Consider the following 21,069-nt stretch of genomic DNA (forward strand, 5'->3'; position numbering starts at 1 on the left):
CCAAGACTGCACCAGAGCGCTCCACGAAAAGTACCAAGAAGAACAACAAAAAACGGGCCGAGGCCCGTTTTTTTGTGCCCACGCCATCACCAAGCTCCCCCGATTGCACGGGGCTGCGAAGCACAGCCCTACCCCCATGTCACAAGCTGTTGCAAGCACACATCAAACCAGCGCAAATAGCATTTTTATAAATGCGAATGCTTCTCAACAAAAGTAGAATGCGTTCTTACGACCAAGGCCATTCCTTCTTGCAGCTCCCGATCTGCAAGGGCAGGTCCCGTGATTCCCTTTAACACCTAGCCAGCCAGTCAGCCGGGCTCTCCGCCGCTGCAGCCAGCGTTTGTACGTTTGCCGTACGACACCTACTGCCTGGAGCCTTTCTGATGCCGCGCAGCACCGCCAGCCCCTGCCCTGCAGGAGTTCTGCTTCTCTCCTTTTCTGAAGGCCGCACCGCCCTGGGTGCCGCCGCAGGTCGGCCATGAAGGCGGCCCGCGTTGACTGGCGCTACCGCCTGGCCATCACCTCCCGCGCCGTGGCGGCCATTGGGGGTGGGTATGCACTGGCCGCAGGGTTCACGGCCGCGCTTTCGCTTGCGTTGGCGCAGTGGATGCCGCGCGTGGAGGCCGTGCTGACCGCCACCATGCTGGCCTGGCTGGCCTATGCCATGGCGGCGGGATGGGCGTTTTATGCGCGCACGGCCTGGGGCGCCTGGGGCGGCACACTGCTGCCCGCCCTGGCAATGGGCGCGTGCGCCATGGCGCCGCAATGGATGAGGGGCACGCCATGACAACAGCGACCTCCACCGTGCGCAAGAGCGCCGACCGCGAAGGCTTTCGCCAAGCGATGTCGTGGCTGCACACCTGGGCAGGGCTCATCCTCGGCTGGCTGCTGTTTGCGATCTTCCTCACGGGCACGCTGTCGTTCTTCAAGAACGAGTTCAACCTGTGGATGCGGCCCGAGATGCACGGGCTGCCGCGCACCGACGCGGCCGATGCGCAGGTGGCACAGAAGTCCGTGGACGCGCTAGTGCGCAAGGCCCCCGACGTCACCCAGTGGATCCTGCACCTGCCCGATGACCGCGACCCAGCCGTCAACATGCTCTGGCGCGGCACCGGCAACGGACGCTTTGAAACGCTGCGCATGAACCCGCAGACGGGCGAGCCCATCGAGGCGCGCCAGACCATGGGCGGTGATTTTTTCTACCGCTTTCACTTCGAGCTGCGCACTGCGCAAAAAGGCCGCTGGACTATCCAAGGCCGCTGGGTGGTGGGCGTGGCCACGATGCTGATGTTTGTGGCGCTCATCACCGGCGTGATCACACACCGCCGCATCTTCAAGGACTTCTTCACCTTCCGCCCTACCAAGGGCGGGCAGCGTGCCTGGCTGGATGCGCACAACGTCAGCGGCGTGCTGGTGCTGCCGTTCTATCTGATGATCACCTTCAGCGGGTTGATGATCTTCCACACGCTGTACATGCCTGCGGGCATTGCCGCCAACTACAAGAACGAGAAAGGCGTGGACTCCAACGCGTACTTTGCCGACCTGCAGGGCGAAAAGCCCGAAAGCCGTCCCCGCCGGGGTGCGGGCGACAAGGTGGAGCCCCTGCCCGTCATCACCCTGCAGCCCGTCATCGACGCGGCCACCACCCGCTGGCAGGGCGGGCGCATCGGCAGCGTGCAGGCGCGCCGCGATGCCAACGGCCGCGCCGTGGTGGAGGTAACGCGCCACGAAGGCGACCGCCTGCAGTACCGCCCACCGCGCCTGCTGTTTGATGCCACCACCGGCGAGTGGCTGGACCAGGCCGACGCCACCAGCCCCGCCGTCAAGACCTACGGCGTGCTGTATGGCCTGCACATGGCGCGGTTTGCCGATGTGGGCCTGCGCTGGGCGCTGTTCGGTTTTGGGGTGCTGGGCAGCCTGATGATTGCCACGGGCATGGTGCTGTGGTCGGTCAAGCGCAGCGCCAAGTCGCAGACACAGGCCAGCCGCAAAGGGGCGGCCACCGCCACCAGCACCGCGCCCGCTGCGCACCCCCAAGCGCCGTTTGGCGAGCGCCTGGTGGCTGGTATCAACATCGCGACACTGGCTGGGCTGCCGCTGGCCTGTGGCGTGTACCTGGCCGCCAACCGCCTGATCCCTGCGGGCATCGAGGGCCGAGCGGATGCAGAGCTGGCCTGGTTCTTCAGCGCCTGGGGCATCACGCTGCTGTGGGCGCTGGCCTGCGCGGTGGTGCGCCCGCACCGCCTGGGCTGGACGGTGCCGCTGGCCGCTGCGGGCCTGGTGTGGGTCGCGCTGCCGCTGATCAACGCGCTGACCACACACACCCACCTGGGCGTGAGCCTGCCCGCGCGCGAATGGGTGTGGGCCAGCATGGACCTGTCGTTTTTGGCCACCGGGCTGCTGCTGGGCTGGCTGGCGTGGCGTGTGCGCCCTGGTCGCACGCCCCGGCGCGGTGCGCCTGCACGGAGTGCGCGACCCGCGCGACCTGCCCCGTCGGTGCCCGTGGCGCCTGCCGAAACCTCCACCTCGGGAGCCTGAGCCATGTCTGCCTTTCTTCTGTGCTTTGCCGCCTGGTCGGCCATTGCGCTGGGCATGGATCGCCACCACGAAGACGCCCTGGGCCAGGAAGGCGCCGCGCGCCGCCTGGTGGCGTTGCGCCGCTCGGGCTGGCTGCTGCTGGTGCTTTCGCTGTGGCTGGCAGCGGCGCACCCGCCGGGGGGCGTGCCTGCATCCCTGGGCGTAACGGCATGGTCCGTGGCCCTGTCGGTGGCCGCCGTGGCGGTCACGGCAACCGTCACCTGGCAGCCCCGGCGCACGCCCGAACTGGCTGGCGCCGCCCTGCTGGCGGGCTTGCTGGCGCGGGCGCTGGGGTGGTGATGGACAGGCTCCACGCTCCCGCAGCCGTGCGCTGAGCCGCTCGGGCTCGAACTCGCTTTTCTGTTTTCACGGCCCCACCACATCCCAGACAGCGGGCCTTCGCGGCGCGCGCCAGGCCACGAGGTGCAAGGGCTTTTCGCCAACCGCGTTGCGCTCACTCCAAGGAAAACCATGCACGCTTACACACCAACCCCCTATCGGCTCCACCCGCTGGTGGCCGCCCTGCTTGCCACGCTGTGTGGCACGGCACTGGCGCAGACGACGGCGCCGCCCCCTGCAGTTGCGCAGACCACGCCGCAGACGCTGGGCGAGGTCACCGTGCAATCCAGCGCGGACGACGACGGCTATTCACCCGCCGCTGCCAGCACGGCCACCAAGGGCAGCGCGCCGCTGCGCGATGTGCCCCAGGCCGTGAACGTTGTGCCCGCGCAGCTCCTGCGCGACCAGGGTGCGCGTTCCATGGAAGACGCGCTGCGCAACGTGCCCGGCGTGGCCATGAGCCACGGCGACGGCCAGCGCGACCAGGTGGTGATACGCGGCTTCACCGCCATCGCCGACCAGTTTGTGGATGGCGTGCGCGACGACGCGCTGTACTTCCGTGACCTGGCCGACATCGAGCGTGTGGAAGTGCTCAAGGGCCCTGCCGCCGTGCTGTACGGGCGCGGATCGTCGGGTGGCCTGATCAACCGCGTGACCAAGAAGCCCAAGTTTGGCGAGACCTCGGGCGAGGCATCGCTGGGCCTGGGCAATTTCGACTACCGCCGCGCCACGGCCGACGTGAATGTGGGCATCAGCGATACCGCCGCCTTCCGCATCAACGCCGCCGTGGAGGACTCCGGCAGCTACCGCGACCAGCAGTTCGTCAAGCGCCACAATTTCGCGCCGTCGCTCGCGCTCAAGCTCGCGGCGCAGACCGACCTGCTGCTGCAGTACACCAACGCGCGCGACAAGCGCCTGACGGACTTCGGCATTCCTGCGCTCAACGGCCGCCCCGTCAACGTGCCCGCCAGCACCTACTACGGCTCCAGCAACGCCGCGCAGGACGACACCACCACCAGCACCATGCAGTCGTTCGCAGCCACGCTGAACCACCGCTTCAACGACGACTGGTCGGTGCGCAACGTCACGCGCCTGTACGACTACACGCTGGACCGATACAACACCTTGCCCGGCGGCACCACCGACCCGGTGAACCTGACGGTGGGCCGCACGCGCTCGTTCATCCTGCGCGACGAAAAAGGCTTCTTCAACCAGACCGACGTGACGTGGCGCAACCAGCTCGGCGGCTTCAAGCAGGAGTGGCTGATGGGTGTGGAACTGGGCCAGCAAAAGAAACGCTCCGAGTCCGTCACCGGTGGCGCAGACCGCGTGCCACTCTTCAACCCCGGCAACCGCCCTGCCCCCGCCATCCCAGCGGCCAACTACAACGCCGACAGCGCCATCCCCAGCCACACCACGCAAGACACAGCCGCGCTGTACTGGCAAAACCAGATCACGCTGGCGCCCCAATGGAAGGCGCTGGTGGGCGCCCGCTACGACGTCTTCGGGCAAGAGACCACGTTCGACCGCAAGCTCGCAACGCTCTCGCGCACCGACAAGAAGTTCAGCCCTCGCGCGGGCCTGGTGTGGCAGCCGAGCGATGTGGTGTCGTACTACGTGTCGTACAGCAAATCCTTCCAGCCCTCGGCCGAAGCGTTTGCGCTGGCCGCCAACAACACCGGCGCCGAACCAGAGATCACCGAGAACAAGGAAATCGGCGTCAAGCTCGACCTGCTCGATGGCCGCCTCAATGTCACCGGCGCGCTCTTCAACCTGGAGCGCACCAACATCAAGAACACCGACCCCGCCAATCCCGGTCGTCAGATCAACGTGGGCACCCAGCGCACCAACGGCCTGGAGCTGACTGCCAACGGCCGCCTGCCCGGCCGGTGGGACGTGAGCACCGGCTACGCCTGGCTGGACGGCCGCATGACGAAGTCACTGGCCACCACCACATCCACACAGCTGCCCACCGCCGCCATCGCCGCCCAAGGCAAGGTGCCCGCACTCACGCCGCGCAACTCGGCGTTCCTGTGGGCCATGAAAGACCTGGGCCACGGCCTGCGCGTGGGCGGCGGCGTGAACTATGTGGGTGCGCGCTTCACCTCGCTGACCAATCTGGTCACCCTGCCCGGCTACGCCACGCTGGACGCGGCCCTGCAGTACACGCTGGGCCAGTGGGATGTGGACGTGAACATCAAGAACCTGGCCAACCGCAAGTACTACGTGTCGGCCCACGGCAGCAACGACAACCTGATCCTGCCCGGCTCGCCGCGCGCGGTGCAGGTGACGCTGCGCACGCGGTTCTGACGCTGCGCCTGCAGGCACAGCACGCAAATTCGAAGAATTTTTGGCTGCTAGCGCTTGATGGATAAGCGATAGCAGCTATTAATTTGATAGCAAATATCAAACACCGAGGAGGAGAAGCACCATGCAAATGCACCCACTGGCCTTTGCCGCCCTGCTGGCCACCGTGGCAACGGCGCAAGCACAGACCAGCTCCGGCCCCACCACGGGCACCCCCACCACGACAGCGCTGCCCGAAGTGAAGGTGACCGACGAGGCCAACAGCGCGGCGACCGAAGGCTCGGGCCAGTACACCGCCCGCGAAGTCAGCGTAGGCAAGCTCCTGCAGGCACCGCGAGAGACGCCGCAGTCCCTCAGCGTGGTCACGCGCCAGCAGCTGGATGACCGCAACCTGACCAAGGTGGAAGACGCCATCAAGCTGAGCACCGGCATGACGGTCACGCGCTTTGATGGTGCGGGCAACTACAACACCTTCCAGGCGCGCGGGTTCGATCTGGGCTCCATCCAGCTCGATGGCGTTCCGATCCCCCAGGGCAACTACAGCACGCTCGACACGGCCATGTATGACCGCATCGAAGTGCTGCGCGGCCCGGCCGGGCTGCTGCAGGGCGCGAGCGAGCCCGGCGGCACCGTGAACCTGGTGCGCAAGCGCGCCCCGGCCAAGCTGGCCATTGGCGCCGATGCGGCGGTGGGCTCCTTCGGCCTGCGCCGGGGCACCGTAGACGTGGGCGGCGGCCTCAATGCCGAAGGCACGATCCGCGCGCGCGCCGTCGCGGTGGTGGAAGACAAAGACAGTTTTGTAGACACCCTGTTCAACAACAAGCGCCTGGGCTACGGCACGCTGGAATGGGACATCGCCCCCTCCACCACCGTGTCGGTGGGCGCGGCGCAGCAGCGCGTGCGCGCCGCCATCGACCAGGGCCTGCCCACCTATGCCGATGGCCGCCTGGCCGACCTGCCCCGCAGTGCCTTTGCCGGCCTGCGTGCCAACCGCCAAGACCTGGAGACCACCGACGTTTTCGCAGAGCTGGAGCACCGGCTGGATGGGGGCGGCTTGGTGCGCCTGTCCGCGCGCGACATCGACCGCACGGCGTTCTACCGCTCGGCCCGCGCCAACAGTGCCCTGGCCGCCGACGGCAGCTTCACCATGGAAACCGTGGACGGCGACTTTCACGTGCGCACCCGCAACTACGACGCCTTCCTGGCCACACCGGTGCAGATGGCAGGCCGCACCCACAAGCTGCTGGTGGGCGCGAGCCATAACGAGGGCAAGAGCTGGGACGGCAACTACGCCTACGGCCCCAGCGTGCCGTTCAACCTGCTGCAGCCCCACTACGACCTGGCCTACCCAGACATCCGGCTACCGGGCTTCACCTCGATCGTCACGCGCCGCGAGAACGCGCTGTACGGGCAGGCGCAGATCGGCCTGACCGACACGGTCAAGCTGCTGGCAGGCGGGCGTCTGTCGTGGGCGGAGGTGGTGACGCGCAGCACCAGCACGGGCGCAGTCACCGCATCGGCAGACCCTGGCCGCCAGTTCGTGCCGTCGCTGGCTCTGATGTGGGACTTCCACCCGCAGTACACCGGCTACGCCAGCTATGCAGAGACCTTCGTGGTGCAAAGCCAGCTCAACGCGGCCAAGCAATTGCTTGCCCCACGCACAGGCAAGCAAGTGGAGCTGGGCGTGAAGGGCGAGTTTTTGCACAAGCGCCTGCAGGCCCATGCAGCGCTGTTTCGCATCATTGACGAAAACCGCGCCATCGCCGACCCGGTGGTGGCAAACGCCTACATCGCCGGCGGCAAGGTGCGCGCGCAAGGCTTCGAAACCGAGGTCAGCGGCCAGCTCCAGCCCGGCTGGGACATCGTGGCGGGCTACGCATACAACGACACCCGCTACCTCCAGGCCCCCGTGGCGCAGCAGGGCCAGGTGTTCAGCCCCGTCACGCCGCGCCACAGCGTGAACCTGTTCACCCGCTATGCCTTCACCAGCCCGGCGCTGCGCGGCTTCAGCGTGGGCGGCGGAATGACCTACCGCAGCGAGTTCTTTGCGCAAAGCGGTGCGTTGCGCATCAACGCACCGGGCTACGCAGTGTTCAACGCCCAGGTGGGCTACCAGATCAACGACCACCTGTCTCTGAACCTGTCGGTGGACAACCTGCTGGACAAGACCTACTACGAGAAGGTGTCAGGCATTTCGCGCCAGAACTTTTATGGCGAGCCGCGGCGTGTGACGGTGGCGCTCAAGGCGCGGTATTGAGGCGGGACGAGGGAAAAGACATAGGCATCGGTGAAGATGCCATGCACCTTGAGCCGATTCCGCGCGAGGCACTCTCGCACTGCGCCCGACTGCTCGGCCAGGCTGAGACTGGGTGTGTTGTGCTGGGCCACGACGATTTCAACGCGGCCCAGCTTGAGCTCTGCAAAGGCGAACTGACTGAGTGCCTGAACGGCGGCGAGCGCTGCGCCTTGGCGCTGCCAGGACTGGCGGACCCAGTAGCCCAGGTTGCAGAAGCCGTTGACTAGGTTGAATTGATTGAGGCCGCAGCCGCCCACAAGGGTATTGGACCCGGCGTCGAAAATGCCGAACTCGTAGCTGGAACCGCGCTCCCACTCGGCCTCGCAATGCGCAAACCAGGACGCAGCATCGGCGGTTGAGTAATTGGGATGGGCCCAGGGCATCCACTTCCCGACGGTGGCAGTGGACTCCAGAACGGCCTCGACGAAGGAGGGGAGATCGGATTCAGCGAAGGGACGGAGCTCGAAACGACCGGAGGCAAGCATGGGGCAGGAACTGCAGAGGTTTAACGTCGAAGCTGACCGGAACGCAGCGCCTTGCGATAGCGTTTGAGGTTCTTCGCCTTGCGTCCCGTCGGAAACTGAGTTAACTCCATGCCGCAGCCAGCGACCGCCAGCGCCGCAATCAGGTCGGCGGGAAAATGGTCAGACTGTACGACCACATCGCGCATAGCGATCCCAAAGTCCAAAGTCGCATGCTCCACGCCTGCAACTTCGCTCATGTTCTTCAGAATGCTTGAATGGGCACGGAGAAACTGGATTGCGTCGGCCTGCTGCTGCTCCAGGTCTTCAAACTCAGCGTCACTCACCACCAAGGTCAGCCCAGAAGTCACTGCAGGCCGACTATTCGGCCGGGAACTGCGCGGCACACCGCGCCGCCAAACGTTGCACGGTTCAACCGGACTCAGCGCGACGAGGCTTTCCACATCAGCCTCGCGGCCCACAAAGTGAAGGATGCAACCCATACGATTTAAGGTTTGAGAAGAGCGCTGGCACTGGGGACTGAAAAATTTGGTGCCCAGCGATTGACTACACGGACTTCACAGGTCTTCCATCGTAAGAAGATGGTTGATGTGCGCAAAAAATACCCACGGCTACCCATCCACATCTTCGTCACGCACAGCAGCAATCTCGCCAAACTCGGACTGCAACGCATTGCGAATCAGCGCGGGATAAGCAAACCAGTAGTGCCGACGAACCGCATCACGAACGAACTCCGCTCCAAACATCTCACTGAAATGGCGCTGCTCCCACACGGCAAGCCGGCTGCGATCATCCGCCAACAACGACCTGCGGTGCCGGGTCATCAGGCGTTTGAGAGTACCTCGGTCTGCTATCCCAAACCTGCGTAGCTCTGGCAACAAGTCCTCGTACAGCGCCATGTCCTCCACGTAGTCGTTTTTCGGCGGAAAGATGCCACTCATGACCTGTCGCACCAGTTCAGCGTTCAGCAACTGAAGCGATGCTCTCTTTCTTGCGGAAACGTGCTTTTTCATGGATTCGGCAACTTACTTTTCAGGATTGGATGAATCGGAGAGGGCGACGCGTGCTCGCGAAGCCTTGCACAACAAGCTGCGGGCTCCTTCGACGAACCCGCTCCGCATCATGGGGGCGTCCCGCCTTTCTTGTGCACCTTGAAACTTTCATCAAGGTAGACCGTAGAACTCGTCATGCCGTAGCCTTCGCAGACAAACCCGTTCAAAGGCAGCACGCCAGGCGCATCGGTGAGCCGGCCTCTCACTTCCTTGTACTTCTTTCCCACACGCCGTGAATGAATGGCGGCGTTGGTCAGGTAGTTGAGACTCACTCGGTAAGAGGAGTTGCTGGAATAGTCTTCGTCATCCTGTTGCTCGCCGATGTGTTCCAGGTCTTCGGTCTTGGCGTTGTAGCGGAACTGCAGCGTGAAGCCCGAGAACCGAGCGGCGTCTGCGTAGTAGACCGCCTGAACGAACAACGAATTGTTTTTGATGTCCAGGTTGTAGAACTTGCTGGGGTGGCAGAACTCGCCGGACACCGAGAGCACCTGATAGCTGCCATCTGCCCTTCCGGTCAGGACAAGCAACCGCTCCTCTCGCTGGCCTTCTCCTTTGTGCCTTGTCAGCAACAGGGCCAGGTCGGGAACGCCGTCGCCGTTCAAGTCGCCTTCTGCAGTGGTCCAGACAAAATCGGAATGCCGAAACTCGAGGGGTATTGCGAGCCGGGCCCTTTGCTCTGCGGATGTGTTTCCGTCTGCGGCATGTGCATTGCCCGTGCACAGCATGGCCAGAACAGCGGGCCCGAGCAAGGCAGCCCTGTGCAGCGCCCGACACAAGGCACCCATGCAAGCCGCAGATGCGTGCGCGGCAGGCTGAACGGCGCGGGATATCGTGGACACGGAACTCTCCTGAAAGCGGCTCGCAACCTGGTTTTGAAGCCGATGCACTGGTTTCAAACGCATGTGTGAATGCCTTCAAAACCAACGCGTTGTGGCGATGGGAATATAGCCTGCAGACTCAAACCACGCCCTGCATCCGCAGCCCCTGTGCGCAAAGCCATCCCTCCCACAAAGCGCCTGATGGGCAGCAGGCGGAGCCGATTTCGCAACACCCTTACCCCCACGTAGTCACGAATAAAAACAATTCCCATTTGCAATGTAAAATTAGGTTTCCGCAAGCCACAGCCCTCCCCCGGAGCCTTTTTTGAACAGGCCTCCCGGCTGCAGCCAGCACCCACCGTCTTCCGATGTTTCCGGGTTGTCTGGCTTGATGAACCACTTTTTCGCCTTTTCTGTTGCGACAGCGCGCTCCGTGCCGTGGGCGGCGCTAGCGGTGGTGCGACTGCCCGACTACCCTTGCCACCCCGCCCCCACGCCATGCTGAGCCCCACCGCCCTGCGCCGCTGGAGCTGGACCCACAAGTGGTCCAGCCTGGTGTGCACCGTCTTCATGCTGCTGCTATGCATCACCGGCCTGCCGCTGATCTTTCACCACGAAATTGGCCACCTGCTGGGCACCGAGGTGGAGGCGCCTGCGATGCCCGCCAACACGCCGCGCGCCAGCCTCGACAAGGTGCTGGCCACCGCGCATGCGCTGCACCCGGATCGTGTGGTGCAGTTCGCGTCGCACGCGGAGGACGATGACAACGTGTGGTTCGTCACGCTCACGCCCACACCGGCGCCCACGGACGATTTCCGCTCCGTGGCGGTCGATGCGCGCACGGGCCAGGTGCTGGCGCAGCCACGGTTTGACGAGGGCTTCATGTACGTGATGTTCAAACTGCATGTGGACCTGTTTGCAGGGCTGCCGGGCAAGTTGTTTCTGGGCTTCATGGGCTTGCTGCTGCTGGTGGCCATAGTCACGGGGGTGGTGCTGTATGCGCCGTTCATGCGCAAGCTGGCGTTTGGCGAGGTGCGGCGTGATCGCTCGACCCGCGTGAAGTGGCTGGACCTGCACAACCTGCTGGGCATCGTCACGCTGGTGTGGGCGTTTGTGGTGGGCGGCACGGGCATGATCAACACGTGGGCCGATCTGCTCATCAAGTACTGGCAGTACGACCAGCTGTCGGTGCTGCTCAAGCCCTATGAGGGCCAGCCCATCGTGCCCGCCGCAGAGCGCGGGCCGCTGCAACAAGCGCTGGAGGTGGCGCAGGCCCAGGCGCCGGGCACCAAGCTGTCGTTCATTGCGTTCCCGGGCACGGCGTTTTCCAGCCCGCATCACAACACATTCTTCCTGCGGGGCAACGAGCCGCTCACCTCGCGCCTGCTCAAGCCCGTGCTGGTGGATGCGCGCACGGCGCAGGTCACAGCAGCGCCCCAGCTGCCGTGGTACCTGACTGCGCTGCTGGTCTCGCAGCCGCTGCACTTTGGCGACTACGGCGGCATGCCGATGAAGATCCTCTGGGCGCTGCTCGACATTGCCACCATCGTGGTGCTGGGCAGCGGGTTGTACCTGTGGTTGCGCAAAGGTGCGCAGGCGGGCAGCGCCAGCAACGCCAGTACCAGCACCGCCACGGCGGCAGCCACCGTGCACGGCCACACCGGCCTGCCGCCAACGGCTGCCGCATGCACTGGCGGCGCGCTGCCAAGCACGGAGGGCCGCGCATGAAGGCGAGCCCTTTCTGGTCGCTGTGGGGCTGGCCCATCGTGATGGGCGTGCTGACCACCACCGGCCTCATCACGGCACTGGTGTCTGACACCTGGGGCGACTGGTGGTCGTGGGTGGGTCTGGGCATTCCGGTGGTGGTGATGAGCTGGACCTGCTGGCCGCGCACCACGCCAAGGGCCACTGCGCAACGCGCCCATGACAAACCCCACACCGATGCCGACGAAGCGGGCACCAACGCCAACGCCACGCCACTCTGAAAATTCCCCGCACCTTCACCACGCCATGCGCAATTCCCATTCCCCTCGCCGCCCTACCCTGACCCCAGCCGCACTGGCCGCCGCGTTGCTCTTCACACTGGCCGCGCCCGCCGCTTGGGCGCAAGCGACGGCCAGCGGTACCGAGCCCGACGGCAAAACCCTGTCCACCGTCACGGTGAACGCCAGCGCCGACGCATCGGCGCAAGGCCTGTCGCCCGCCTACCCCGGCGGCCAGGTGGCCCGTGGGGGCCGTGCGGGCATCCTGGGCACCAAGGACGCGATGGACACGCCGTTTTCCATCACCAGCTACACCAACGAACTGATCCAGGACCGCCATGCCCGCAGCGTGGGCGATGTGCTGCAGAACGACCCCACGGTGCGCGTGGCACGTGGCTTTGGCAATTTTCAGGAGGCGTTCTTCATCCGGGGGTTCATCCTCGATTCGGACGACACGGCCTACAACGGCCTGTACAGCCTGCTGCCGCGCCAATACATCGCCACCGAACTGTTCGAGCGTGTGGAGGTGCTGCGCGGTGCATCGGCCTTTTTGAACGGCGCCAGCCCCAACGGCGGCGGCCTGGGCGGCAGCATCAACCTGCTGCCCAAGCGCGCGCCCAACGAGCCCTTGAACCGCGTGACCTTTGGCGTGGCCAGCGGCGGCCAGACGCAGGTGGCGGCCGACATTGCCCGCCGCTTCGGGCCGGATGGCAACACTGGCATCCGCGTGAATGCTGCTGCCCGCAATGGCGGTACGGCGGTGGACCACGAAGACGTGCAGCTCGGCCTGCTGGCCGTGGGCCTGGACTGGCGCAGCCGCGATGTGCGCCTGTCGGGTGACATCGGCTGGCAGGACCACAAGCTCAAGAACACCCGCACCAACGTTACGCTGGGCAGCGCTGTGACCACGGTGCCGGGCGTGCCCGACAACCAGACCAACTTTGCCCAGCCCTGGAGCTACTCCAACGAACGCGATGTGTTCGGCACGCTGCGTGGCGAGTGGGACCTGTCGCCCAGCACCACGGCCTGGGCTGCGGCGGGCGCGCGCCGTGGCGAAGAAGCCAATTCACTGGCCAACCTCACGGTGACCAACGCCGCCAGCGGCGCCGCCACCACCTACCGCTTTGACAACACCCGCAAGGACAGCGTGAACACCGGCGAGCTGGGCCTGCGTGGCAAGCTGCAGACCGGCAGCGTTGGGCATGAATGGGTGGCGGTGGCGTCGCACTACGACTTCGAAAAGAAGAACGCCTACGCCATGGATTGGCGCAACACGCACGCCACCAATCTTTACAACCCCATAGCCACCAACCTGCCCGGCTTCAGCGCCAACACCCTGTTTGGCGGCGACCTGGCCAATCCCCTGCGCACCGGCAGCACGCGCCTGTCCGGCTTTGCGCTGGGCGACACGATGGCGTTCATGGACAACCGCCTGCTCTTCACCGTGGGCTTGCGCCACCAGAAGATGGAGATCGCCAATTACGACTACGGCACCGGGCTGCAGACCGACCGCTACGACCAGAGCCGCACCAGCCCGCTGCTGGCGGCTGTCTACAAGGTGGACAAGGGCCTGTCGGTGTATGCCAATTATGTGGAAGGCCTGAGCCAGGGCCAGACCGCGCCCAGCACGGCGACCAACCGGGGCGAGATGCTGGCGCCCTATGTCTCCAAACAAAAGGAAGTGGGCATCAAGTTTGACGCCGGCCGCGTGGGCGGCAGCGTGGCGCTGTTTTCCACCACCAAGCCGCGTGCGTTTTTGAACGCGGCCAACCTCTTCAGCACCAGCGGCAAGGACCGCCACCAGGGCATCGAGCTGGCCGTGCAAGGCGAGGCCACCAAGGGCCTGCGCCTGCTGGGCGGCCTGACCTGGCTGGATGCCAAGCAGCAGACCACCGGCGCTGCCGCCACCGACGGCCAGCACGTCATCGGTGTACCCAAGCTGCAAGCCAACCTGGGGGCGGAATGGGACGTGCCCGGCGTGCCGGGCCTGGCCGTGGACGGCCGCTGGGTGCACACCGGCGCCAGTTATGCGAACGCGACCAACACCCTGCGCGTGCCCGGCTGGAACCGGCTCGACGTGGGTGCCCGCTATATGACGGAAGTGCAAGGCAAGCTCGTCACACTGCGCGCCCGCATCGACAACCTGACCAACCGCAACTACTGGGCCTCAGTCGGCGGCTACCCCGGCTCGGGCTACCTGGTGGTGGGTGCGCCGCGCACCTTGTCGCTGAGCGTGAGCGTGGACTTCTAGAGCGGCACCCCGCGCCACACAGGCACTGCCAAGACCCGTTTCAGGGTCAAAAAGCCACCCAGCGCTTATCCAACAAGCGCAGGCAGCTATCAAAAAATGAGTTTTTTCCCCCGTAGCGCCGGGGGTGTGGAGCACTGCGCTCCGCTGTTTTTTGCTGTCACTAAAACCACCGAAAGGAAAACGTCCATGTCCTCGAACCAACGCCTCCAAGCCCCGCTGCTGTCCGCCCTGCTGGCCTGCGGCGCCCTCACCGCGGTGAACTCCGCCCAAGCCCACCAGGTCTGGCTCGAAAACGCTGGCGGCCAGGCGCGCCTGCACTTTGGCGAGTTCAACGAGAACCTGCGCGAGACCTCGCCCGGCCGGCTGGACCAGTTCAAGGGTGTGCCCGCACTGGAACAACAACGCGCAGGTGCCGCCGCCCAGCGCGTGGAAGGCCAGCTCGCCAAAGACGCTTTTGTCTACACCACCACGGGCACGCCCGACACGCTGTTCGCCGCCGCCACCTACCCGCTGATCGACCGCAGCAAGCGCAACCTGCCTGCCATGATCTGGCAGCCCTCGGCCCGCTGGGTGGCCAGCCTGGCCAAGCCCGTGGCACCCACCGCGCCGCTGGACCTGGTGCCCACCGGCAAGCCCGGCGAGCTGAAGGTGGTCTACAAGGGTGCGCCGCTGCCCAAGGCCAAGGTGCAGCTGGCCGCCCCGTCGGGCTGGACGCGCGAGGCCGAGGCAGGTGAAGACGGCACGGTGACCTTCGTCACCCCCTGGAAGGGCCAGTACGTGGCCGAGGTGAAGCACAGCGACAAGACCCCCGGCGAAGTGCAAGGCGAGAAGTACGGCGAAGCCAGCTACGTGACCACGCTCACGTTTGTGCTGGCCGACGGCATGGCGTCGCCCGCCCTGCCCGAGCCGCCCAAGGCCCACTGAGCCCCGGCTGCCGCCACCGCCGATTCGCTAGCCGCACAAATCACCGCCCTCTCGCGGCGCGTGGTACTGCCTTGGCACGCCCCGGCGGTCGGCATTCATATCAAACAAAAAGGGCTGTAACGCTTTACCGACAAGCGCCAACAGCTATTAATATGATAGCGCCATGATTCACCCCAATCTCTTGCGCACCGCTGTGGCGCAAGCCGCACTGCTGGCTGTGTGCGGCACCGCGTTCGCGCAGAACAGCACAGCACCCGCACCTATACCCTCCGACGCTCCAGCAGCCGCCCCCTCCTTGCGCCAGGTCGATGTCATCGACTCCACGGCAGGCGAAGCCGCCACGCCCGCACGGCGCGCGCAAAGCAGCTCGCGCCTGGGCCTGTCGGTGCTGGAGACGCCGCGCTCGGTCAGCGTGATCGACAACGCGTTGCTGGAGCAGCAGATGGCCACCACCGAGCGCGATGTGCTGCGCAATGCCTCGGGCGTTTCGTCGCGCAGCGAGTACTACGGCTCGTACTCGCAGTTCTCCATCCGGGGGCTGTGGGCCAACAACACCTACAACTTCCTTCGCGACGGCGCCAAGTTCATCCACCTGCTGGACCCACCGCTGTTCAACATCGAGCGGGTGGAAGTCATCAAGGGCCCCGCCGCGCTGGAGTTTGGCCAAGTCGCGCCCGGCGGCCTCGTCAACTACGTGAGCAAGCGGCCACAAGCCGATCCGCTCCGCACCGTGAAGATCGGCGCCGGCAGCCATGGCTGGCGCAGTGCCGAGTTCGACCTCACTGGCCCGCTCAACACCGATGGCACGCTACGCTACCGCCTGGACGGCGGCGCCAGCCGGGGCGGCAGTTTTGTGGATGGCAACACCCCGCGCAAGCAAGGCATTGCGGGCAGCCTGGAGTGGCAGATCACGCCCGACACCGTTTGGCGTGCGCAGGCCGAGACCCAAAGCATCGACGGCACTTCGACCTCCGGTTTGGCCGTGCCCGACCCCAAGAATCCACGCAGCGCGGATGTGCTGCCGGTGGGCGCGTTCTACGGCGAGCCCTGGTTGAAAACCGATGGCCATCTGCGCTTTTATTCCACCGAGCTGCAGCACCGCTTTTCGGACCGGGTGGAAGGCCGCGTGCACCTGTCGCGCAACGAGACCTTTCGCAACGTGAACATCGTGTCGCCCATGGGCCCAGTGACCAACGGCCGCGTGGCGCGCGGCTACTGGATGGCGCCGGGGCAAAAATACACGTCGGACACGGCTCTGGCCGAACTGCGCGCGCAGCTGCAGACCGGCGCGGTCAAGCACACGGTGCTGGCGGGCCTGGACTGGCGCGCCATTGCGGGCTTCTATGGCGCGCGCACCACAGGCAACCTGGGCGCTATCGACCTCTACAACCCCGTTGCAGGCCTGGTGCCACCCGTGGCCTCCACGGGCGTGGGCAAGCTCTCCTCCGACGCCCGCAACACCGGTGTGTTTGTGCAAGACCGCATGGTGCTGGGCGATTTCGGCCTGTTGCTGGGCCTGCGCCACGACCGCTTCAAAGACGCCTACACCACGCCCGTCACCGACGTGACCAAGACACAGCCGAGCGCGGCGATCAGCTGGGAGCCCCGCCCGGGCAGCATGCTCTACGCGAGCCATGCGCGCTCGTTCCAGGCCAACTCGGGCACGCTGGTGTGGGGGGCGCAATCGGCCCCGCCCTCGGAGGGAAAGCAGCTGGAGGTGGGCTGGAAGCAGGAATGGCTGGACCAGCGCCTGATGACCACCGTGTCGGCCTTTGACCTGGAGCTGACCAACGCCCCCGCCACCGACCCGGCGCGCCCCGGCTACTCGGTGCTCACCGCGCGCCAGCGCATCAGGGGCATCGAGCTGGAGCTGCAGGGCCGCATCACGCCCGGCTGGACGGTGACGGCCAACACCAGCTTCCACGACCCCAAGGTGCTGGCCGACACCACGGCCGGTGCCAACGTGGGCAACCGCGTCGAGCGGGCCACGCGCCGCACCGCATCGCTGTGGACGCAATACCGCCTGCCCCAGCTGCCAGGCCTGTGGGTGGGTGGTGGCCTGGTGCACCAGGGCGACAAGTTCACGGCCAACGACAACAGGTGGCGCCTGCCCGGCTACACCGTGGCCGACCTGGCCGTGGGCTACCAGTTTGCAGGCGGCGTGCGGCTGCAGGCCAACCTGAAGAACGCGGGCAATCGCCGCTACTACATCGACGGCACCACCACCGCCGCCGGTTTTGGCGCCGTGGTGCCCGGCACGCCACGCAGCCTGCAGGTGTCGCTGGACTACACGTTCTGAAGACCTGCGCCAAGGCTGCGCCTGTCCCATCGCCAGCCCCAAAGCCAAGCGTTCCAGGCGCGCCACGCGCCGTGCCTGGCCTTCGGGCCCGCCCCCTTTTTTCAACCATCGGAGAAACAGCACCATGCAATCTGGCATCACCGTTTGCCGCACCGCCATCGCGCACGCGGCCCTGCTCGCCCTGTGCGGCGCCGCCCATGCGCAGCAGGCCACACCCACAGCCCCCACCGCTCCCACGGCGCCCGCTGCAGAGAAAGCCCTGGCCCCCGTCACCGTGAGTGCGGGCGCCGAGCAGGAAAGCCCCACCGCGCCGGTCACCGGCTTTGTGGCCAAACGCGCCCTGAGCGCCACCAAAACCGACACGCCCCTCATCGAAACCCCGCAGGCCATCAGCGTGATCACCCGCGACCAGATGGAGGCCCAGGGCGTGCAGACGCTGCGCCAGGTGACGGCGTACACGGCAGGCGCCGTGTCCAACTATTTCGACAGCCGCCAGGACACCTTCAAGGCGCGCGGCGGTGACGTGACGCAGTACCTCGATGGCATGGTGCGCTTCATCGGCTACTGGAACGACACCCGGCCCGACCCCTACACGCTGGAGCGTGTCGAGTTCCTGCGCGGCCCCTCGTCGGTGCTGTATGGCCAGGGCAGCGTGGGCGGTGTGCTCAACCTCACCAGCAAGCGCCCGCAAGCCGAAACGCAGCGCGAAGTGCAAGTGCAGCTGGGCAGCAACGCACGCAAGCAGCTCGCCGCCGACATGACCGGCAAGCTCACGCAGGATGGCGAATGGCTCTACCGCCTGGTGGCCGTGGGCCGCGACAGCGACACGCAGGTGGACCATGTGCGCGACGACCGCTTAGTGATCGCCCCCACAGTCACCTGGAAGCCCAGCGCCGCCACCTCGCTGACGCTGCAGCTCACGCACCAGAAGGACAAGAGCGGTTCGCTCATCGGCTTCTTCCCCTGGCAGGGCACGCAGCTGCCCAACCGCTACGGGCAGATCCCGACCAACACCTTCATCAGCGAACCCGGCTGGGACCGCTACAACTCCGAAAGCACCTCCTGGGGCTACCTGTTCAGCCACCAGATCGACAGCGCCTGGACCGTGCGCCAGAACCTGCGCCGCAGTGTGAGCGACGTGGACTACCGCACGCTGTACACCAGCTTTGCCGCCAATGCCGCACTGGGCCGCCCCGCGCGCCCCGTGTTCAACGCCGACAACCGCACCGTGCTGCGCGACGCCTCGTGGACGCTGGGCAACGCGCGCATGCTGCTGGTAGATACGCAGGTCGAAGGCAAGCTGCGCTGGGGTGAAACCGAGCACACCGTGCTGGGTGGCCTCGATGTGCAGCGCAACCATTGGGGCCAGCAAAGCTGGCGCGCCGTGGCACCGGCCATCGATGTGTACAACCCCGTGTACGGCAACTTCACGGCGCCATCGGCATCGGCCCTGGCACGCGTGCCCAGCGTCGAGCAGCGCCAGCTGGGCTTCTACGCCCAGGACCAGATCAAGTGGGGCCGTTGGACCGCCACGCTGGGCCTGCGCCACGACAACGCCAAGAGCGACACCGAAGGCCGACCCGCCGCTGCAGCCGACGACAAGGCCTGGAGCAAACGCGCGGGCGTCACCTACCAGATGGATGGTGGATGGGCACCGTATGCGGGCTACTCCGAGTCCTTCCAGCCGCTGGGCGGCGCCAATGCCTACGGCACCCCCTTCAAGCCCCAGCGCGGCGAGCAGTGGGAGGCCGGTGTGAAATGGCAGCCGCCTGGCCAGGGCATCAACGCCTTCGCCGCCGTCTACCAGCTGCGCGAAAAGAACCGCAAGACCACCGACCCGGGCAACCCGCTCAACAGCCTTCAGATCGGCGAGGTCAAGGTCAAAGGTTTTGAGGCCGAAGTGCAGGCCAGCCTGGCGCGCAACTGGGACTTCACGGTCGGCTACGCCTTTACCGACGCCAAGATCAGCCGCAGCAACACCGGCGACCAGGGCCAGCCCGTTGCCAGCACCCCGCGCCACACCGCATCCGCCTGGTTGAGCCACCGCTTCGCCAGCGAAGGCCGTGGCGGCTGGACGGTGGGCGCTGGCGTGCGCTACACCGGCTCGCAGTGGAGCGGCACCAGCGCCATCAGCACCCCGGCCGCCACGCTGGCCGATGCCATGGTGGCCTACGACGCAGGCGACTGGCGCGTGGCCTTCAACGTGGTGAACCTGGCGGACAAGGTGCACATCACGCAGTGCCTGGCGCGAGGGGATTGTTTCTATGGACAGGCGCGGACGTACACGCTGACTTCGACGTACCGGTTCTAACGACTGGAAGGGGCACCCCAAGCGCACTGGGGGTACGCCGTGGGGTGCCCCAACTTAGCCCCCACTCTGCCTCGGCATTCATGCACACAGCAGGCGTGAAGTGGAGGTGGGCGGGTTTCCGCACCGCCCACCTGTTCAGTCCCACTACACTGGGCGTTGGCGTTCACTTCACCCAACCCATGCAACCCCATTCAAAGCCCTCCAAAGTGGCCGCGCTGGTTCCGGCGTGGCAGTCTTCGGCGTTCATTCAAGCAACCCTCGACTCTCTCTCAGCCCAGACTTACCCACACCTGGAAGTCATCGTCTCTGTCGATGAGTGCAATGATTCAACCTATGAGATTTGCATCGCCCATGCTCAGAAAGATGCTCGTTTCCGAGTAATCCGCCAATCGCAGCGGCTAGGGTATGTGGGCAACTGCAACTTTTTGCTCAATCAGGCCGAAGCTGATTACGTACTTTTTGCATTTCATGATGACATCCTGAACCCTGACTACATCACACTGCTGGCAGAAGTGCTTGATGCACGGCCAGAGGTCGTAATGAGTTATTCGGACGTTCACCTGACAAACACCAACGGAACGGAAGAACACTGGGTATTCACCGAACTTGAAGGCGTTCGTGACCCGGTTCAGCGGGGTGTTCTCATGATGAGTGGAAAAAATAAATGGTGGGTGCCCAACCGAGGGTTATTCCGCCTTGGTCAAGCTCGGCAAATCAACGGCCTCAAAACCCACCACGCGGGAGAATTTTCGGCAGACTGGCCATGGATGTTCCATATGAGCCTTTTGGGAGAATTCGCCCGAGTTCCCAAAACCCTGTGCTACAAGTATTACAAGCCTGGAAGCTTGTCGAGAAGCTGGCAGTTTTCCAAGCACCAGATCTATGAAGTTTACGCGGCCATAATGCGCGAAATATGGATTTCCGGCCTTACCACTGAGCAAAAGCTCACGCTTGCCAGTCCCTTGGCAAGATGGCTCTACCACAATAATCCTGATCGACTCGGCGAGGGCAAGTGATAAATACCGCCGACCCGGCATCCTGTTCGAGCTGGTTTGGAGGGCGAGCTCGCCTGGTTGATCTCCCCATTCATTCAGACGAGCGTGGCAACCTGCTACCGCTCGACTTCGACCGCCTTCCGTTCATGCCACGCCGCGTATTCACCGTAACAGGCGTCCCCGCCGGCTCCATCCGGGGGGAGCATGGCCACCGCAGTGGGGAACAACTGCTCGTTTGCCTGCAAGGGAAAATCGACCTCTTGCTCAGAAAGGGGTACGAAGAAACCACTACGGCGCTCACCCCAGCGGGGCCAGGCCTACTTTTGGGCGCAGGCGTGTGGTGCCGCCAGACTTACCTCGTCTCGAATTCCGTGCTATTGGTATTGGCCAGCGAACCGTATGATCCAGAGTCATATATGTCCACCTGGAACTGATA

Annotated in this window: 17 protein-coding genes; 13 read left to right on the forward strand and 4 right to left on the reverse strand. The window is 65.2% G+C overall.

Features of this window, described 5'->3' with window-relative positions; genetic code table 11:
• The first annotated feature begins 478 nt into the window (after window positions 1–478).
• From AC2YJX_RS11735 to AC2YJX_RS11755, 5 genes are all read left to right on the forward strand, one after another.
• A complete protein-coding gene (locus AC2YJX_RS11735) occupies window positions 479–787 on the forward strand; it encodes a DUF3649 domain-containing protein (protein ID WP_426304639.1) in 309 nt (102 codons plus the stop codon).
• Window positions 784–2,538 carry a PepSY-associated TM helix domain-containing protein gene (locus tag AC2YJX_RS11740; RefSeq protein WP_487256151.1) on the forward strand — a complete coding sequence of 585 codons (1,755 nt, stop codon included), beginning with the start codon at window positions 784–786 and terminating at the stop codon, window positions 2,536–2,538. Before AC2YJX_RS11735 ends, AC2YJX_RS11740 begins: the two co-directional genes overlap by 4 nt.
• A 3-nt stretch (window positions 2,539–2,541) precedes the next feature.
• A complete protein-coding gene (locus tag AC2YJX_RS11745; protein ID WP_055398625.1) occupies window positions 2,542–2,877 on the forward strand; it encodes a DUF3325 domain-containing protein in 336 nt (111 codons plus the stop codon).
• A 171-nt stretch (window positions 2,878–3,048) separates the two neighbouring features.
• Window positions 3,049–5,226 carry a TonB-dependent receptor gene (locus tag AC2YJX_RS11750; protein ID WP_487256152.1) on the forward strand — a complete coding sequence of 726 codons (2,178 nt, stop codon included), beginning with the start codon at window positions 3,049–3,051 and terminating at the stop codon, window positions 5,224–5,226.
• A 121-nt stretch (window positions 5,227–5,347) separates the two neighbouring features.
• Window positions 5,348–7,480, forward strand: coding sequence for a TonB-dependent siderophore receptor (locus AC2YJX_RS11755; protein ID WP_487256153.1), 2,133 nt, complete (start codon window positions 5,348–5,350; stop codon window positions 7,478–7,480).
• On the opposite strand, the gene AC2YJX_RS11760 is transcribed toward AC2YJX_RS11755, so the two are convergent.
• The 4 genes from AC2YJX_RS11760 to AC2YJX_RS11775 all read right to left on the reverse strand — a co-directional run bounded on the left by AC2YJX_RS11760 (window position 7,432) and on the right by AC2YJX_RS11775 (window position 9,892).
• Complete coding sequence (locus AC2YJX_RS11760; protein ID WP_487256154.1) at window positions 7,432–8,004, reverse strand: GNAT family N-acetyltransferase; 573 nt, start codon at window positions 8,002–8,004, stop codon at window positions 7,432–7,434. The two genes, AC2YJX_RS11755 and AC2YJX_RS11760, sit on opposite strands and share 49 nt — an antisense overlap.
• Before the next feature lie 20 nt (window positions 8,005–8,024).
• The gene (locus AC2YJX_RS11765) at window positions 8,025–8,444 is read right to left on the reverse strand and encodes a hypothetical protein (RefSeq protein WP_487256155.1); all 420 of its coding nucleotides are present in this window, start codon (window positions 8,442–8,444) and stop codon (window positions 8,025–8,027) included.
• Between the two features lie 168 nt (window positions 8,445–8,612).
• On the reverse strand, window positions 8,613–9,014 hold the full coding sequence (locus AC2YJX_RS11770; RefSeq protein WP_306555686.1) for a hypothetical protein: 402 nt from the start codon (window positions 9,012–9,014) through the stop codon (window positions 8,613–8,615).
• Between the two features lie 107 nt (window positions 9,015–9,121).
• Complete coding sequence (locus AC2YJX_RS11775; RefSeq protein WP_431149810.1) at window positions 9,122–9,892, reverse strand: hypothetical protein; 771 nt, start codon at window positions 9,890–9,892, stop codon at window positions 9,122–9,124.
• A gap of 477 nt (window positions 9,893–10,369) precedes the next feature.
• On the opposite strand from AC2YJX_RS11775, the gene AC2YJX_RS11780 reads away from it, so the two are divergent.
• The 8 genes from AC2YJX_RS11780 to AC2YJX_RS11815 all read left to right on the forward strand — a co-directional run bounded on the left by AC2YJX_RS11780 (window position 10,370) and on the right by AC2YJX_RS11815 (window position 21,067).
• Window positions 10,370–11,599: a PepSY-associated TM helix domain-containing protein gene (locus tag AC2YJX_RS11780; RefSeq protein WP_487256156.1), complete on the forward strand. Its 1,230-nt coding sequence runs from the start codon at window positions 10,370–10,372 to the stop codon at window positions 11,597–11,599.
• Complete coding sequence (locus AC2YJX_RS11785; RefSeq protein WP_487256157.1) at window positions 11,596–11,856, forward strand: hypothetical protein; 261 nt, start codon at window positions 11,596–11,598, stop codon at window positions 11,854–11,856. The genes AC2YJX_RS11780 and AC2YJX_RS11785 overlap by 4 nt, the downstream gene beginning before the upstream one ends.
• A gap of 25 nt (window positions 11,857–11,881) precedes the next feature.
• A complete protein-coding gene (locus AC2YJX_RS11790; RefSeq protein ID WP_487256158.1) occupies window positions 11,882–14,104 on the forward strand; it encodes a TonB-dependent receptor in 2,223 nt (740 codons plus the stop codon).
• Between the two features lie 186 nt (window positions 14,105–14,290).
• Entirely contained in the window at window positions 14,291–15,028 is a 738-nt protein-coding gene (locus tag AC2YJX_RS11795; RefSeq protein ID WP_121420656.1) for a TonB-dependent receptor, read from the forward strand.
• Window positions 15,029–15,191: 163 nt separating this feature from the next.
• On the forward strand, window positions 15,192–17,327 hold the full coding sequence (locus tag AC2YJX_RS11800; RefSeq protein WP_487256159.1) for a TonB-dependent siderophore receptor: 2,136 nt from the start codon (window positions 15,192–15,194) through the stop codon (window positions 17,325–17,327).
• Window positions 17,328–17,451: 124 nt separating this feature from the next.
• The gene (locus tag AC2YJX_RS11805) at window positions 17,452–19,638 is read left to right on the forward strand and encodes a TonB-dependent siderophore receptor (protein WP_487256160.1); all 2,187 of its coding nucleotides are present in this window, start codon (window positions 17,452–17,454) and stop codon (window positions 19,636–19,638) included.
• Between the two features lie 179 nt (window positions 19,639–19,817).
• On the forward strand, window positions 19,818–20,654 hold the full coding sequence (locus tag AC2YJX_RS11810) for a glycosyltransferase family 2 protein (protein WP_487256161.1): 837 nt from the start codon (window positions 19,818–19,820) through the stop codon (window positions 20,652–20,654).
• Window positions 20,651–21,067: a sugar 3,4-ketoisomerase gene (locus AC2YJX_RS11815; protein ID WP_487256162.1), complete on the forward strand. Its 417-nt coding sequence runs from the start codon at window positions 20,651–20,653 to the stop codon at window positions 21,065–21,067. Before AC2YJX_RS11810 ends, AC2YJX_RS11815 begins: the two co-directional genes overlap by 4 nt.
• Window positions 21,068–21,069: the final 2 nt, after the last annotated feature.

It is taken from the genome of Acidovorax sp. SRI_002 (genome assembly GCF_057586455.1).